Below are 15,748 nucleotides of genomic sequence, written 5' to 3'. Positions count from 1 at the left end.
CATCACACCACCTGAGGTACCTATGGCGGCATGGCAAATCACAGTGCGGGGGCGGGTTCAGGGCGTCGGCTATCGCGCGGCATGCGTCGCTCAGGCGCAATGGCTTGGGTTGCGCGGGTGGGTCGGAAATTGCCGCGACGGTTCGGTGCGAGCGCTGGTGGTGGGCGACGAGACGCAACTCCAGGCAATGCGAAGCTGGATGCAGGTGGGGCCACGCGGCGCTTGCGTCAACGCGTGCGAAATTGCGGTGCTCGACGAAAATTCGGCGCACGAGGCTGGTAGCGCATCATTTCACATTCGTGTGATCGACTAAGCATAGACTTCGGAGCCCGACCGGCCTGATAGCTCACCAGGTTCTCCGCCATCTGCGATTGCGACATTCCGTCGGTCGCTAAATCCGCTTATGCGCGATCTTTTTAGGACATTTCCCATTCGCCGCGCTTGGTGCCTATAGAACCATCTTATTTTCCCTACAGTAGACTTTGCGCCCGGAACCGGGTCGCTGTCCCACCAAGTTCCATGAAATGTCTGCGATTGATCGCCTTATGGCGCGCTTGCCGTGCTCGTTCACGCTTGCGCGGCGAACGCGAACTGGATCGACTGCGATTATCCCAGCGCTGGCTGTTGTTCGGCGGCGGCGCCCTGATTTCCCTGGCGATTTGCGTCGCGGCCAGCATCACCGTGCTGGCGCGCATCGACAGCTACATCAATGATCAGCAGCATTTATTCGTAAGTGACCGGCAGGCGCTGATCAATGAACTCGGGTATGCCGAAGCCCGGCTGCTGCATAGCGTTCATGTCGCTGAGCTCTGGTGGCGGCAGGTGAGCCACACGTTGCCCGACATGTCGCATCCGTGTGGCGCTCAGGCACCGGAACCGGCGCGAACAGACCTGGGTGTCGACGGTATCTCGCAATATCAGCTGCTATGGCGTAGCCGTCCGCGCCAGGCGCAAGCGCCGCTGTCCGCGGCGCGCTGCCGTCGCTACCAGGCTCTCGCGGAGCATGTTTCACCCGGCCCGGTACTCGTGCGAGAAATCAATGGCGAGCCGGCCAGCGGCTATTTTTTCGATCCTCGCGGGCATTTCGTTGCCGTGGCGCCACCGATCGACCCTGCGGCGGTCTCACGCCGTCTGGGCTTGCCCGACACCGACGCCTTGATCGACCGCCTTTGTCTGAGCACGGACTGCCGGGCGGCGCCCGACAGTCGCAAGATTGCCTGGCTCGGCCCGCATGAGGACCCGCTGACCGGGCAAGCCGTGGTCAGCGCGGTCGGTACGGCGTATCACCTCGGGCGGCCGTTCGCCGTGTTTGTCGATAACTTGCCGCTGACCACGCTGCAAAGCAAGGTCGACAGCTTGCGAAATCCCGGCGAATTTTTCCTGCTCGGCGCGCACGGCAAGCCGATTGCCGCTACCCAGTCGGGCGATGGCGCCGCCCAGGCCCGGCATCTTGCCCTGGTCGGCACGCTGGCGGACAAATCGGGCGCGCTCGAGCGGCGACGCCATCTGTCTACTCAGCGTATCGGTGGCGTATTTGTATTTCTCCAGGCAGTGCCTGGCACCGACTGGATCTCGGCGTATGCACTGGATTGGCGCTCGGTCGCAGCCGGCCTCGCGCCCGAGCTGAGCCTGATCGGCGCGCTCAGTGCAGCGGTGCTGGTGCTGCTTTGGACCGTACTGATCGGCTTCGAGCGGTATGTGTTCAGCCCAGTGCATCGACGCGCTCAGCGCGTCTATGACAGTGAGCGATTCAACCGGACGGTGTTCGATACGGCGCCAATCGGCTTGTGCGTGTTGCGCGCCGACGACGGCCGCATTCTGGCCCAGAACGACCGCATGCGGGCGCTCTCGCAACAGTTTTTCGAGCAGCCGGACACGCCCGTCAGGACGTTGGCCACGCGCCTGTGGATCGATCATCGCCGGCACCCAATGCCGGTCGGGCAACGCCTGCGCGAGTTCGATCTGCCGCTTGCGCCGACGCAGGGGGGCGCGGCCTGTTTGAGGGCGGCGCTGGTAAAAACACGATATCAGGGACAGCGTGTGCTGCTGGGAGCCGTGAGCGACATCACCGCACAAAAGGCGCTCGAGGCCGGACTGCAGGCTGCGCGTCGCGCTGCCGATCAGGCCAATCATGCCAAGTCGGCGTTCCTGGCTGCCATGAGTCATGAGATCCGCACTCCGATGCAGGGAATTCTGGGACACCTGGAGTTGCTCGAGTTGTCGCTGCCAGCCGGGGATGCGGCGGCGCGTTTGAAAGTCGTCCGCAATGCATCGCAGCATCTGCTGCAGATCATCAATGACATTCTCGACATTTCGAAGCTGGAAGCCGCACACATGCGACTCGAATCGGCGGACATCGATTTGCATGCGCTGATCGAGCAGGTCGTGATGACCTATGCGCCGGGCATTCGTCAGCGTGGTCTGGCGCTTCATTTGGTGCTTGATCCGGCACTGCCGGGGCCACTGCGCGGCGACGCCGCGCGACTGACTCAAATGCTGGCCAATCTGGTCAGCAATGCGGCCAAATTCACCGAGCGCGGCGGCATCATTGTCCGCCTGGTCGTCGGCGTGCGCGAACATGCGCGGCAATGGATACGCATGCAGGTCGAGGACACCGGCATCGGGATTGCGCCCGAGCGGCAGGCGCAGTTATTCGCGCCTTTCACGCAGGCCGATGCCTCGATTGCGCGTCGCTTCGGCGGCACCGGGCTGGGGCTGTCGCTTTGCCGACGTCTGGCCGAACTGATGGGCGGCCGCATCTCGCTGGATAGCGAGCCAGGCAGGGGCAGTGTGTTTACGATCGAAGTGCCGCTTGCCATCGGTGCGGAAGCCGTCCCCGCGAGCCCAAGCGTGCTCCCGGGAGCCGAGATCATACTGCTGGGCTCGCCCGGCGAGTGGCGCGACGCTATAACCGCGCAATTGCGTTATTGGGGCGCGCGCGTGAGCGTCCTCGAGCATGCTCCGGCGCACTGGCCAGAGGCCGACTGGGTGTTGACGCTCGAGATCGCGGCATCGCTCACGCCACCGGAGAACATGCACTGGATCGATGTCACGCCCGATGGTCCCTGGACTCCGCAACGTCGGACGACGCATCCCCGGGCGTGGCAGATTTCCAGTTTCAGCCTGAGCGGCTTGCGCCAGGCATTATCGACGAGCGCGGCGGGCGAGGCCGACGCGGCACGCGAAGGCCCGGCATCCGCGCCGAAGCAGGACTGCGGCCAGACGAACGCAATGCCGCCCAGCACGCGCGTCTTGGTTGTCGAGGACAATCCCGTGAACCGGCTGCTGCTACAAGAGCAGCTCGCCCGTCTGGGCCATGGCACGCTGGGGGCCGAGAACGGCGCTCAGGCGCTGACGCTGTTCGCCTCCGCCCATGTCGATCTGGTGCTCACCGATCTCAGCATGCCGGACCTCGATGGTTATCGGCTGGCCAGGATGCTCCGGGAGCGCGGCGCCACGCAACCCATTATTACCGTGACGGCTCATACCGCCCCGGAAGTGCTCGAACGCTGTCGAGCCAATGGCATCGACGAGGTAATCGTCAAGCCGGTGTCGCTGGAGCAATTGCGCCAGGTTTTGGGCAAGTGGCTGACGTCGGACGCGCCATCGGCACAGATGCCCCGCAGCAAAGCGGAGCGTCTGCTGGACGGCGACGGCCGGTCATTGCTGACGGACACCATGCAAGCCGACTTGCAGGCGCTCGAATCGGCGTTGACGCAGGGCGATCGCGGCGTTCTGCTCGCGAAGCTGCACCGGATAAAGGGGGCGTTCGCCGCGTTGGGCGAGCGTGCGCTGACCGATCGCTGCCACGATCTCGAGACGCTCACGCTACAACAGGCGCCGACCGCGCGGTGGCGCACGGCCTATGAAGCGTTCAACGCGCAGGTGCAGGTATTTCTGAAGCGGTGGCAACCGTGACGCACTCGCCTGCCCGGCGCATACCGGCAAGTCGGCGAGAGGTTGGCTTCAACGGTTGATGCCACCGGACTTTTGCGTGGTTTTCCATTCCTGCAGCGCCTTGAGCGTGTTGGCAACGTGCCGGTCGGGGTCCAGGCTACTGTACTGATACAGCACCGTATCGTCAGGGGTGATCACATATGACACGCGATTCGCATATTTCGTCTGCATCGGCAACACCGCATGGTAGGCCTTCATGATGCTCCCATCGGTATCTGCCGCCACAGGAAACTTGCTGCGGCATTCGCTGACGGAAAAACGCTTGAGGGTCGCGATGTCATCGTGCGACACGCCAATGACTGTGGCCCCCAGTGCGTGGTAGCGCTCGATGGCGTCGGCAAAGTCGTGCGCCTCGATCGTGCACCCCTTGGTGAACGCTGCCGGATAAAAATACAGCACGACCGGACCGCGCTTGAGTGCATCGGCGAGCGAAAACGTATAAACCTTGCCACCGAGCGACGCCTGGGCAGTAAATTCCGGCGCTTTGTCGCCGGGTTTGAGGGCGGCATGGGCGGGGATGAAAAACCAGACGCCGATCAGCACAGTGAGCAACGTGCCCGTGCCGAGAAAAATTCGCTTCATGGACCGTTTCATGTTCGTTTCCAAAGAATGATCAAACGCTAAGCCAGACACGGGTAGCATAGCGCGACTGCCCGACGGCGTCTCGGCGGGCTCTATCGCTCGGTCGTTTCGATGGGCAATACCGTCGACGCTTTGATCTGCGAGAGCGCGATCATCGAGTTGACTTCCTGAATCATTGGCAGTTGCGAGAGCCGCTCGAAAAAGAACCGCTCATAGGCTTCCACATCGCGTGCCACGATACGCAAGAGAAAATCGACGTTGCCCATCAGCACATGGCATTCCATAACCTCGGGGAAGGCCTGGATCGCCCGTGAGAACTCGGGTAGCGCGTTGCGGCTGTGGGCGGCCAACTTGACATGCGCGAACAACATGACGTTAAGACCCGCCTTTTTGCGATCGACCACCGCGACCTGCCTGGTGATGACACCCTCCTGATAGAGTCGGTCGATGCGTCGCCAGCATTGCGATTGAGACAGGCCGACGCGCTCGCCCACTTCCGCCGCCGAAAGTGAAGCGTCTTCCTGCAATAGAAGCAGAATTTTTTTATCGAATTCGTCGATTTGCATAATTTATTCTTAAATTCTGTGATTTTAGAATCGATCATGTATTTTTAGCGTTTATTCGTCAAGTGAAAGCGAAGCAATTACAACGGCCCACGCCTACACTGAGTTTTCCCCGCACAAGGCCGGCCATTTGCCGACCGCTATTCCAGGAAGGCGCCCCATGAATTCCGTACTCGAACTCGATCCGCTGTCCGCGCATTGCACTTTTGCCGACACGTTGCGAGGCGCCGACATGATTGCCCGAACGCTATGCGAGATTGGAGTCTCCACGGTGTTTTGCTACCCCGGCGGCGCGAATCTGGAAATGCTGGATGCGCTATCGCGCGTCGATATTGCGCTGATCCGCACCGAGCACGAGCAAGGCGCGGTATTCGCCGCGCAAGGCTACGCTCGTGCCACTGGGCGGCTCGGGGTATGTCTGGCGACATCCGGCCCCGGCGCGACGAATCTGGTGACCGGCATTGCCGACGCAAACAGCGATTCGATCCCCGTACTGGCCATTACCGGCAATGTGGCAACGCACTGGCTAGGTAAAAATGCGTTTCAGGAAGTCGATATTGTTGCCGTGACGCGGCCGATTACCAAGCAAGCCCGACAGGTGCGTCAATTTGAGGCGATCGGCCCGGCATTGCGCGACGCTGCCGCACTGGCGTTGGCGGGCCGTCCAGGCCCGGTCTTGCTGGATTTTCCCAAGGACATTCAGCAGGCGTGCTCAGTCACCAACGAGCCGACGCCGATCCGGGCCGTCGAGCCTGTGACCATGACCTTGACGCCCGAGCAGATCGGACGGATTGCCAGACTGCTGATGGAGAGTCGCCGACCGGTTATTTATGCCGGTGGCGGCATCGTGGCATCCGGCACCAGCGCGCTGCTCGTGCAACTTGCCGAGCAATTGCAATGCCCGGTGGCACTCACCATGATGGGACTGGGAGCCATGCCGGACGGTCATGCGCTGTTACTTGGGCCGCTCGGCATGCATGGCGCATACTGCGCCAACGTGGCAGTCAATGAAGCCGACGTCGTATTGGCCTTGGGTGTGCGCTTCGACGACCGCGTGATTGGCGATCCAGCGTCGTTCGCGCAAGGGGCGGCGATCGTTCATATCGATGTCGACGCCGCGGAAATCGGCAAGAACAAAGCCGTGCACATCGGTGCGCAAGCCGATTTGCGTGCTGCGCTACCCGAGTTGCTGAGGCTGGCCAAGCCGATCGCGACGGCGCCGTGGCTGCGCTATCTGCGCTCGGTCGCGGCGGCTCGTCCCCTCAAGGTCGCGCAGAATTCCGGGACGGGGCTCAGTGGCCCTCGGGCGATTGCCATGCTGGCCGAGCGCCTGCCGGCCGAGGCCGTCGTCGCCACAGGCGTGGGCCAGCACCAAATGTGGGCCATGCAGTACCTGCGTGCGCGCCAGGCGCGCGCTTTTCTGTCTAGCGCCGGGTTCGGCACGATGGGATTCGGCTTGCCTGCCGCGCTGGGTGCGAAAGCCGCGCTGCCGCAGGTGCCGGTGATCGATATCGACGGCGATGGCAGCCTGAATATGACGATCAATGAACTCAGCACGTGCCGCCGCTATGGTTTAGGCGTCAAGATCTTCGTCGTGAATAACCAGTGGTTGGGCATGGTTCGGCAGTGGCAGGACATGATCTACCAGGGTAACCGGGTGCTCAGTGCGCTGGGTGATGACGAGCGGGCCGCCCGACCGCCCGGCAGCGCGCCGTATCCCGATTTTCCGGCGATCGCTGGGGGCTACGGGGTGGCTGCCGAGCGCGTTGAGCGGGCCGAAGATTTGCCGGCAGCGCTCGAGCGTATGTTGGCAGATCCTGATCAGCCTTACCTGCTCGATGTGATGGTGGCGCGAGAGGACAACGTATTTCCGATGATTCCGGCCGGCAAGAGTTATCGAGATGTGATTTTCGCGCCGATGTAATCGTCAGGTTTGACGCTTTGCCTGACTGAGGTCGTCGCGATAGCGCTGCGCGAGCGCCGCAACGCGCATGAGAAAATCTGCGTGCAAATCGCTCGCGCGGGCGAGTCCGCCTGCGTCGACGCGGGCCTGCAGTACGCCGAGCGCCTCGACCAGCGCGTTTTCGCCGAGCATCAGCAAGGCTCCCTTTATTTTGTGCAGACGCCGCAGGAATGCGTTCTTGTCGTTATGCTGGCGGGCGCGTTCCAGTCCCGCGATGTCCTGTTCGCAGGTGCGTAGGAAGATGGCCCTGAGGTCGTCGTCGAGCGCTGTGCCGGCAACGGGTGAGTGAAACTCGCGGTGCATCATGTCGACGGCGCGGCAGGGGTCTGGGCGCGCTACCAGTGTTAGCGTGCGAGCCAATTGCTCGAGTAACACGGGTTTGACGAGCACCGCATCGACGGCGTTGCGGAACGGATGGTCCTGGTTGATCGCAGTCGCACTGAGCGCAACCACAGGAAAGCGTTCGCCCCGCGCGCGCAGTGCGCGGACCAGTTCGCTGCCGTCGATCTCCGGCATGGCGAGGTCAGTGAACAACACGTCATAACGATTGGCGAGACTTCGCTCAAGAGCGATGCGTCCGTTTTCGGCGCAATCGACGGCAGTGTATCCCAGGGCATTCAACTGTCGCGCAATAAGGCGCCGACTGATCTCGTCGTCGTCCGCCACCAGAATTTTCAGCCTCGGCGGTGAGAGCGAGAGCCATGCCGACGGGCGCGCATCGGGAGGAGCCGACAAACCGCTCAAAACCTCGCAAAGTGCTGAACGGTTGAACGCTGATAAGGCTATCCATGGGCCCCGCGGTTCGGGTGCCAGCGGACCTCGCTGGCTGAGCCAAATCCGAGTCGATGCGACGATCGCCGGCAGTTCATCAGGACTGTCGTCGCGCATTCCCTGCGCGTAGACGATCGCGTCGTAGGGCGCATGCCACTGGAGTTGGCGAACGAGCGTGGGCTTCGCCTCGGCGCCCCAGGCCCGCAACTGTGCGAGAAGATCGCATCGCCATGCTGCAATGTCGCATATCAGCAAGATGCGCTTTCCAGCCAACGGTGCAGTGATGGAAGTGCTGGCGTGGGTGTCAACTGCAAAGGGTAGCTCGACGGTGATTTGCGTGCCGTGACCCGGGCCGCTTCGCAGCGCGATGGCGCCGTTCATCAGATCGCACAACTGGCGGCACAGCGCCAGCCCGAGGCCGGTGCCGCCGTAGCGGTTCGTAATGCGACGATTGGCCTGGGTGAACGGCGCAAATAGCTTTTCCTGATCGTGCTTCGCAATGCCGATACCCGTATCGGCGACGAGCAGGCGCAACCGGCCGCCGACGTGCTCTTCCGGTTGCCACTGCGCGCGCAATATGACGCGGCCGCGGGGCGTGAATTTGGCCGCGTTCGACAGCAGGTTATTCAGGATTTGCCTGACCCGGCCGGCGTCGCCAATCAGCATGGGAGGCAACGCCGGAATCAGGCAAAGCAGATCGACCTGCTTTTTCGTCAACAGAGGAGCAAACGTTCGCGTGACGCATTCGATCAGATCAGCCGGACTGAACGGCGCGGGTTGCAAATGAAGGCGGCGCGCTTCAATTTTGGACAAGTCGAGGATGTCGTTGACCACGCGCAGCAGGGATTCGAAGGACGCTCGAATGGTCGTGACCAATGCGCGTTGCGCCGGCGGCATCGTCGCTGTTTCGAGCAGCTCGAGATTACCCAGCGCCCCATGCAGGGGGGTGCGCAGCTCATGACTGGTCGAGGCCAGAAATATCGACTTGGCCTGGCTGGCTTCGTCGGCTTCCTGCTTGGCCTGTCGCAGCAGGTCTTCGCTAAGCTTGCGTGCGCTGATGTCGTGGATGCCGCACAGCAGGACATCTTTGTGCTGATAGCGCGCTCGCCCCATGGAGACCAGAAGGTGAAGTGGCGTGCCGTCGTCTCGAGTGGTCGAAATTTCGCTATGCACGATCTTGTCGTCCGCAGTCGGCCAAGCGTCGCTCCGATGCGTCCGATAGGCCTCGAGCAAGCGTTCTGCAAGGGTGTCGGACTCGCCCGGCAGAGCCGCATAATCTTGCGCAAGGCGGTTGCCGAGAATCACCGAACCGCGGTCGATATCGAGCACGCAGAAGCCGACGGGCGCGGTAGCCACCATGATGCGATTGAATTGTTCGCTCTGCGCGACGCGGACGGCCTCGAGGTGAATCGGTCGAAATACACGGCGGTCAAGGAGTACGGCAAAACTCCATAGCAACACGCAGACTCCTGCTGTCAACAGAGTGATCAATAAGAGTTCGTGATGCAGTTGCCTGACGATGGACAGCCAGCCAAAGCTGTGCGTCAGAATCCAGTCTGGCCCGGAGAGCGCCTGCAACAGGACAAAGCGTCCGCCGACGCGGTAGAGTGCGGCCCGCGCAGCGCCGCGTGACACAGCGTCGTGCCGCCATGTCTGCCGCGCGCGTTCGATGGCGGCCGCATCGCCCCGGGTGAGCGGGGCGCCCGCCAGATGCGCGCCCGCGAATGTGTGAAGTGCGTAATGTTCGTCCAATGCCTGCGGCAGAAAGCGTGAGGCAAAGACTCGAAGAGGTATTGAGATGACCAATACAGCCGGTGGTGCGCGATCCTGAAAAATCGGCGCGAGGCAACTGACGACCAGGTTGCCCGAGCTGGTATCGATATGTGGCCCAAGCCATTTGATGGACGGAACCATGGCTTGACCCTGTCGTGCAACGACCGTCGCACCCGCGAAAGGCGTTGTGGCCAGTCGAATCCGCCTGTCGGGTGGCCCGCTGGGGAGAGATTCGCGTGAAACTGCCAGCGGATTCCAAACGGCAAGAAATTGCCGTTTCCTGTCATACAACATGGTTTGCTGGAATTTCCCGCCCAGCAGCGTCAGTGCTGCGATATCCGGGGAGAAGTTCTGCGCTAATTCGTATAGCGATTGAAAATCCGGCGACTCGGGTGACAGCTCGGAAACAATTTCAAGCGGGGATGGCTCAGCATTGGCGATGCCGATTCCAGGGCGATGAGCGTGTTCGACCGTCGCTGGGGGGCTCGTGACGGCGCCAGCGACGTGAGCGTGTTGATGGCGAGCTAACGACTGCGATATGCGGGATTCGATTCCGACGATTTGCGATTCGATCAACGCCCGTTCTATGGAGAAGTCATGACGCTTGTCGTCGAGATAACTCGCGACGCGGTTACCGACCGAGAGGGCGACGGAACCCAGGATGACCAGGGTCAGGACCGCTGTGCCGCCGTATAGTGTTCGACGATACCACCGGCGCAGCGCGACCGCGTGGTCCGGCATTGCAGTCGTGCCGTTGACAACGGGCCGTGCCATCACGTCATGGTGCCCAATACCTTGAAGAGTTCCATGTCGTTGCGCGCGCCGAGCTTTCGCATCAATGCGCTCTTTTGCGCGCTGACCGTTTTGATGCTGCGGTGAGTCATTTGGGCGATTTCGCTGACACGCAGCCCTTTCTGGAGCAGCCGCATCGTTTCAGCCTCGCGGATCGATAGTACGGCGGCAGGCGATTTCGGATACTGAGGATCGAGCATATTCTTGAGGAGGTCATCCGCCGTCGCCTCATCGGTGAAACGCTTGCTTTGACGCGCAGCGCGTATGGCCATGAGCACGGTATCGAGATCGGCGCTTTTCCGCAGGAACGCTTGCACGCCCAGATTCAGGGTGGCCTTGATGGTCATGAGATCGTAGTGCGACGACAGCAGAATGATTTTGACATCCGGATGCAGGCGACGAATGCGGCGCAGCAATGCCAATCCATCGGGCTCCGGATCCTCGTCGAAGGAGTAATCGCAGATGAGAATATCGCACACTGTCTTGTTGAGTGCCGCCAACGTTTGTCCGACAGTCTGCGTCATCGCGACGATCTTGATGTTCTCGTCCGGCTGGAGAACCTTGGCAATACCGCTGAGCACGACTGGATGATCGTCGGCGATGATGACACGGCATGGCGACGGCGATGTGCCGATCCGGCTGCAGGACACGATGGTGCTATCCATAGATTTCCGTTCTCGAACGAGCATTGAACACGCGGAATGCAACATGCAGTTGTACCGATTGCGAAGCGAAGACGCATTCAACACGTGAGATAAACGAGGTACGTATTGCGTGCATGAGCATCGCCTCGTCTGAAAATATGCGGCGATTTTCGCAGCTCGTCTCTGGCTTGGAAATAGGATGAATCTGCTAATGTTTGAGGATTGTTCTCCTGCTATTTGCATGGCAAAGGCTTACGCTAAAACGGCGTGCAGATCGCGTTGCGCTGCCACCAGGAGAAGGTGGTTTGTTTGCCACGGCGGCCGTGTCGCGGCGTTCAGGAGGTTTTGGGCGTCGGGGTGTCGGTGAGTCCGAGCAGGGCGTAGTACTGGAAGAGTTCAGCATCGCTCGAACAGCCGAGCTTGGTCATCGCAATCCGTTTCTGATTACTGACAGTCTTGCCACTGCGCCGCAGGTGATTGGCAATGTCTTTGACCGGCATGCCGCCCAGGTACATGCGCAGCACTTCCATTTCCCGCTTGGAGAGGCTTCGCACGCGATCGGCATCGGGGCGGATCATATGCTCCTGCAGCGCCGCGGACACTGCCTTGCCAAAGTATTTGAAACCCTTGGAGACACGATCGATCGCGAGCGGGATTTCGTTGATCTCGCTCGCTTTGTTCAAGAGCCCGTGGACCCCGAGGCGGCCGATGTTGCCCAGTAGCGCTGTGTTGGTCAGCACGGTGAGGACGATCAATTTGACTTGCGGATAGCGCTGCTTGAGGCGCGTCAACATCTCAATGCCGTCGCCGTAGGCGCCGCCGGGCATGGCGTAATCGGTAATCACGATGTCGATGACATCGCTTTCCAGAATTTTGAACAGCTCGGTCGAATTTTGCGCGACTCCGACTACCTGGGCATTGACTAGCGATTTCAGCGTGGCTTGCACGCCCAATGCGACGACAGGATGATCGTCGGCAATGAGAAGCCTGATTTGAGTTTGGCTCATGTCGCCCACCATTTGGAGTCCATTTAGACTGGACTGCAAAGCATAAAAATCGGATTCTGCCCTAATTCTACCTGCAAAATTGAGCAAGATGCACGTTTTATGAGCGCCGGAACGCGCTGCCGTAGACACGTGAGCTCAGGTTTCATGGGGCTTTGCCAGTGTCTCTCGGAAATCGGATGAGCGCGTGGATTACCCTGAAAACATAAAGAGAATTTTCTGTCTGACAGACAGTCATTCTCTTATATCGAGGTTGTTTCCCGCTATTTATCATCGGGCCTACATTTTTTTGCTTTTGAGTAGGATGTTCGATGAAGAAAAAATTCCTAGCTACCCTATGCGTGGTTGGCGCATTCGGTGTGCTCTGCACACCGGCTCGAGCGCAATCCGAGCCACAGCACCCGTTGCAAGTCAGCCTGGCCGCACAAAAAATTGAAGTCACCAACGGCAAGGAAACGTTCAAGGATGCCGGTCGAGTCAAGCCTGGCGACGTGATCGAATACCGCTCCGTCTATGTCAATCGCGGCAAGGAGAGCCTGAAGGGTGTTTCCGGCACTTTGCCGATACCGACCGGCACAGAGTACATCATCGAATCGGCGAATCCCTCCAATGTCAATGCCAATACGGTAGCCAATCCCGCTTACGCACCGGCACCGCTGACCCGCACGATCTCCGTCAATGGCGCCGCGCGCACGGTGCGCGTTCCTGCCAGCGAGTACAAGTCGCTGCGATGGGATCTGGGCGAGATTCGAGCTGGTGAGCGGCGTGCCGTGTCCTTGCGTGTTCGTGTATTGAGCAATCAATTTGAGAAAGCGACTCCGACCAAGCAGTAAGGCTGGCAGAGACAAGCAGCACGGGGTTTGTATTGCGTCAGACGAAAAAAACAGATCGATGTCGCAGGATCGATGGAAATCAGGAAGGATTATGAGTTTGTTAATGAAAAATCGCACCAACGAAGCAGGATATTCGTCCGCATTCCGAAAGTCGGTTTGTTGGGCGGTGCTTATAGTCATGGCATTGGCAATGATCATGCCTACCGCACATGCCGCCATGCCTCCGGCAGGCACGGCAATCACCAGCAGCGCGACCGCCACTTATACAAACGCTGCGGGCGAACAGCAGACGATCGTGTCGAATGCGGTTACGACGACAGTCTCGGAAGTCTACGCGCTCAAACTTAACGATGGTGGCGGCAAACAAGTCAATCCCGGCCGCACGGCGACTTTCTCTCATAGCTTGACCAATACCGGCAATATCAAAGAGAAATTCAAGATAACCGCCGCGGAAGTTGGTGCTGGCATTGATGCCAGCAGCATTGTGCTATATCCGGACAGCAATCGTGATGGCATGCCTGACCCGGGAAGTCTGCCAATCGATCTTTCAACCCAAAAGCGTAGCGGGCATATCGTCGAGTTAGCCCAAGGCAACAGCTTCCACTTCGTGGTGCAGGCGACGACGCTCGGTTCGGCCGCGGAAGGGCAGGCCACCTTGAAGTTGAGAGCGTCCACTACGACGCCGGCAACAGCCGTAACGTTTGATTCGACCAATACGGTACACATCAAGAATGGTGCGGGCTTCGACGTGCGGCCTGGCGTAGCTATTCAGGTCACGCCGGATGCCGCTGCCAATGTCGAAATGATGGTTGCCAACAACAGCTCCACCGATGGCTACGTGTATTTCCACCAGGCGATTGGTAACGACAGTGACACCGACAAACTCACCTTTGTGTTGAACAGCCTGAAGGTGAATGGAAACGCGGTGGCCGATGGTGATCAAATTGGCGGCAAGCCTGTCAAGCTCGACCAATCTGCGGGATATCTGAAGATCGCGTTCTGGTTGGTCGCTGGGCAAAATGCAAAACTTAATTACCAGGTTCAGGTTGCCGCTGATGCGCAGCGTGGTTCGGTGAAGCGGTTGGTTGCTGACTACGCCGTGGCCAAAGTGACCGACGGCAAGCCGGCACTGGAACCTCAGGGGGTCACGTTCAAGGCGAGCCCATTCTTGATAACAGTTGCGCATAATCAGGTAGTCATCATTCGCGGTAGTGACATTGCCGGTGGCGCGTTGAGTGGCACAAAAGTCAAATTCCTCAACACGGTGAAAAACGCGGGTAGTGCCACCGATACCTTTGATATTTCACTAAGCGACCTGAAGTTTCCGGAAGGGACGCGCTTCAGAATTTTGGCTGCGGATGGCGTTACAGAATTGCCCGACACCAACCGAAATGGCATCCCGGACACGGGTGCGGTCGAACCTGGCCAAACTGCAGCCGTCTATGTCGAAGCAGCTCTTCCCGTCGTATCGAGTTCCAGCAGCGAGAAGTACTCGGTTACGGTTACGGCTACTTCAGGCGAGCACAGCGCTGGAGCGGTCAGCACGCTGATCGGTGGCATCAAGGTTGGCGCCGTGGTCCTGAGCTATAACAGCGTCGACGATGCAAAACGGGAGTTCAACGTGCCGGTGCAGGCGGATAAGCCGACGGCTATCAAGCTTCACGTCTCGAACAATAACCCCGGCAATCACGCGGAAAGTTACCGACTTGAGGCAACGGTCAAAGACAATCATCCTGTGGTGGTGCGGTATTTCAAGCCCGTTGGCAATGAGTGTCCCGTCGACGGCTTGACTGCGCAGATCGGCCGTACCGATGTCGTCAATGGCGGGCAATCAACTCTTGTATGCGCGCGTGTGGCTGCATTGGGCACTCTGACCAAGATCAGTGTCGATTTCAAGGCCACGGGCTCCGTTACTGGCGCCAACTCGACCGTGAAGGGTACATTTGATGGCACTACCCAGGGTATTGCCATCGGATTCTCGGGAGCGAAGACGGTACGCCCCGGTGGTGATGTGGTGTATAGCCACTTGTTGCGCAACCTCGGCAACACAGAAATCGCCGCTAATACGCTGACGATGTCACTCGTTAATGAGAAGCGCGATTGGAAAGCCAAGGTCTACCTTGACCCGCATGATACCGGCAAGATCGATGGACTGAAGGAATTGACGGGGCCAATCGATATAGCCGTTCCGGCCAATGCCGACCTCCCGTTCCTGGTGCTTGTCAGCGCGCCGACCTCGGCTGCCGACCGCTCGGTCAATGTCACTACGGTAACCGTTCAGACTAGCTCTGGCGATCTGAAGGCATCGGGCACGGATACGACGACAGTTAGCACCGACGATATCTCGGTCAGTAAGACGCAGTCTGCTTCGAGCACCTGTTCGAGTACCGTCCCGGCGGATGCAACGTTTTCGACCGCCAGTGTCAAGCAACGACCGGGGCAGTGCGTCTGGTATCGGGTAACGGTGAAGAATCAGGGTACAGCCGCCGTCTCTGACCTCGCGGTCGCCGACACCGTTCCGTCATTAACCACGATCGACGAGAGCACGATCTCCTCGTCGAACGGAGTGACGAAATTAGAACATGGTGTCGTCAAACTGACTCTTGACGCCTTGAACGCTAACCAGCAAGTCATGGTGACTTATCGAGTCAAGATTAATCAGTAATGGCACTTGACTTGCCGGTAAGCCGGCAAGTCTTTCCACTGGGTTGATACGGGCCGCAGGCCCGTCAATCGGAAAACGATTGTCCGTTCCTATTCGCGCCGGAAAAGCAAAGCACAGCACTAATGAGTGAGATGTCGGTATGCAGGGCGTTCCTGCGACATGTGCTCTAGCGCTCTGACGACGTCAACCGAGCTCTTGGTA

Annotated in this window: 10 protein-coding genes and 1 pseudogene; 5 read left to right on the top strand and 6 right to left on the bottom strand. The window is 59.8% G+C overall.

Annotation, left to right across the window (positions count from 1 at the left end; all coding sequences use genetic code 11):
- Positions 1-22 precede the first annotated feature (22 nt).
- Both EPN80_RS15185 and EPN80_RS15180 read left to right on the top strand, forming a co-directional pair.
- Complete coding sequence (locus EPN80_RS15185) at positions 23-313, top strand: acylphosphatase (RefSeq protein WP_293028956.1); 291 nt, start codon at positions 23-25, stop codon at positions 311-313.
- Positions 314-573: 260 nt separating this feature from the next.
- A complete protein-coding gene (locus EPN80_RS15180) occupies positions 574-3,918 on the top strand; it encodes a hybrid sensor histidine kinase/response regulator (RefSeq protein ID WP_293028954.1) in 3,345 nt (1,114 codons plus the stop codon).
- Between the two features lie 48 nt (positions 3,919-3,966).
- On the opposite strand, the gene EPN80_RS15175 is transcribed toward EPN80_RS15180, so the two are convergent.
- Both EPN80_RS15175 and EPN80_RS15170 read right to left on the bottom strand, forming a co-directional pair.
- Positions 3,967-4,551: a peroxiredoxin gene (locus EPN80_RS15175; protein WP_293028952.1), complete on the bottom strand. Its 585-nt coding sequence runs from the start codon at positions 4,549-4,551 to the stop codon at positions 3,967-3,969.
- Between the two features lie 80 nt (positions 4,552-4,631).
- Positions 4,632-5,105 carry an Lrp/AsnC family transcriptional regulator gene (locus EPN80_RS15170; RefSeq protein WP_293028951.1) on the bottom strand — a complete coding sequence of 158 codons (474 nt, stop codon included), beginning with the start codon at positions 5,103-5,105 and terminating at the stop codon, positions 4,632-4,634.
- Between the two features lie 157 nt (positions 5,106-5,262).
- Here EPN80_RS15170 and ilvB point away from each other — a divergent pair, with 157 nt between their 5' ends.
- A complete protein-coding gene (gene ilvB, locus EPN80_RS15165) occupies positions 5,263-7,026 on the top strand; it encodes a biosynthetic-type acetolactate synthase large subunit (RefSeq protein WP_293028949.1) in 1,764 nt (587 codons plus the stop codon).
- 3 nt (positions 7,027-7,029) lie between these two features.
- Here ilvB and EPN80_RS15160 read toward each other — a convergent pair whose 3' ends face one another.
- From EPN80_RS15160 to EPN80_RS15145, 4 genes and pseudogenes are all read right to left on the bottom strand, one after another.
- The gene (locus tag EPN80_RS15160; RefSeq protein ID WP_293028947.1) at positions 7,030-8,670 is read right to left on the bottom strand and encodes a hybrid sensor histidine kinase/response regulator; all 1,641 of its coding nucleotides are present in this window, start codon (positions 8,668-8,670) and stop codon (positions 7,030-7,032) included.
- 21 nt (positions 8,671-8,691) lie between these two features.
- Positions 8,692-8,949: pseudogene (locus EPN80_RS21130) on the bottom strand (histidine kinase dimerization/phospho-acceptor domain-containing protein); the annotation flags it as partial.
- A 1,433-nt stretch (positions 8,950-10,382) separates the two neighbouring features.
- The gene (locus EPN80_RS15150) at positions 10,383-11,066 is read right to left on the bottom strand and encodes a response regulator transcription factor (protein ID WP_293028941.1); all 684 of its coding nucleotides are present in this window, start codon (positions 11,064-11,066) and stop codon (positions 10,383-10,385) included.
- 314 nt (positions 11,067-11,380) lie between these two features.
- Positions 11,381-12,064, bottom strand: a complete 684-nt coding sequence (locus tag EPN80_RS15145) for a response regulator transcription factor (RefSeq protein WP_293028939.1) — start codon at positions 12,062-12,064, stop codon at positions 11,381-11,383.
- Between the two features lie 296 nt (positions 12,065-12,360).
- Here EPN80_RS15145 and EPN80_RS15140 point away from each other — a divergent pair, with 296 nt between their 5' ends.
- Together EPN80_RS15140 and EPN80_RS15135 are read left to right on the top strand one after the other, a co-directional pair.
- Positions 12,361-12,882: a hypothetical protein gene (locus EPN80_RS15140; RefSeq protein WP_293028937.1), complete on the top strand. Its 522-nt coding sequence runs from the start codon at positions 12,361-12,363 to the stop codon at positions 12,880-12,882.
- Between the two features lie 103 nt (positions 12,883-12,985).
- Positions 12,986-15,547, top strand: coding sequence for a hypothetical protein (locus tag EPN80_RS15135; RefSeq protein WP_293028934.1), 2,562 nt, complete (start codon positions 12,986-12,988; stop codon positions 15,545-15,547).
- The last annotated feature ends 201 nt before the right edge of the window (positions 15,548-15,748 follow it).

It is taken from the genome of Pandoraea sp., from assembly GCF_004297875.1.
Taxonomy (GTDB): Bacteria; Pseudomonadota; Gammaproteobacteria; order Burkholderiales; family Burkholderiaceae; genus Pandoraea.
The sequence above is the reverse complement of the archived record's forward strand: the minus strand, read 5'-3'. Positions and strand labels throughout refer to the sequence as shown.

What these genes read in the sequence shown, in the direction of transcription:
- ilvB (WP_293028949.1), top strand. Translation starts at nt 5,263, where the DNA reads ATGAATTCCGTACTCGAACTCGATCCGCTGTCCGCGCATTGCACTTTT.
- EPN80_RS15135 (WP_293028934.1), top strand. Translation starts at nt 12,986, where the DNA reads ATGAAAAATCGCACCAACGAAGCAGGATATTCGTCCGCATTCCGAAAG.
- EPN80_RS15185 (WP_293028956.1), top strand. Translation starts at nt 23, where the DNA reads ATGGCGGCATGGCAAATCACAGTGCGGGGGCGGGTTCAGGGCGTCGGC.
- EPN80_RS15170 (WP_293028951.1), bottom strand. Translation starts at nt 5,105, where the DNA reads ATGCAAATCGACGAATTCGATAAAAAAATTCTGCTTCTATTGCAGGAA.
- EPN80_RS15145 (WP_293028939.1), bottom strand. Translation starts at nt 12,064, where the DNA reads ATGGTGGGCGACATGAGCCAAACTCAAATCAGGCTTCTCATTGCCGAC.
- EPN80_RS15140 (WP_293028937.1), top strand. Translation starts at nt 12,361, where the DNA reads ATGAAGAAAAAATTCCTAGCTACCCTATGCGTGGTTGGCGCATTCGGT.
- EPN80_RS15150 (WP_293028941.1), bottom strand. Translation starts at nt 11,066, where the DNA reads ATGGATAGCACCATCGTGTCCTGCAGCCGGATCGGCACATCGCCGTCG.
- EPN80_RS15175 (WP_293028952.1), bottom strand. Translation starts at nt 4,551, where the DNA reads ATGAAACGGTCCATGAAGCGAATTTTTCTCGGCACGGGCACGTTGCTC.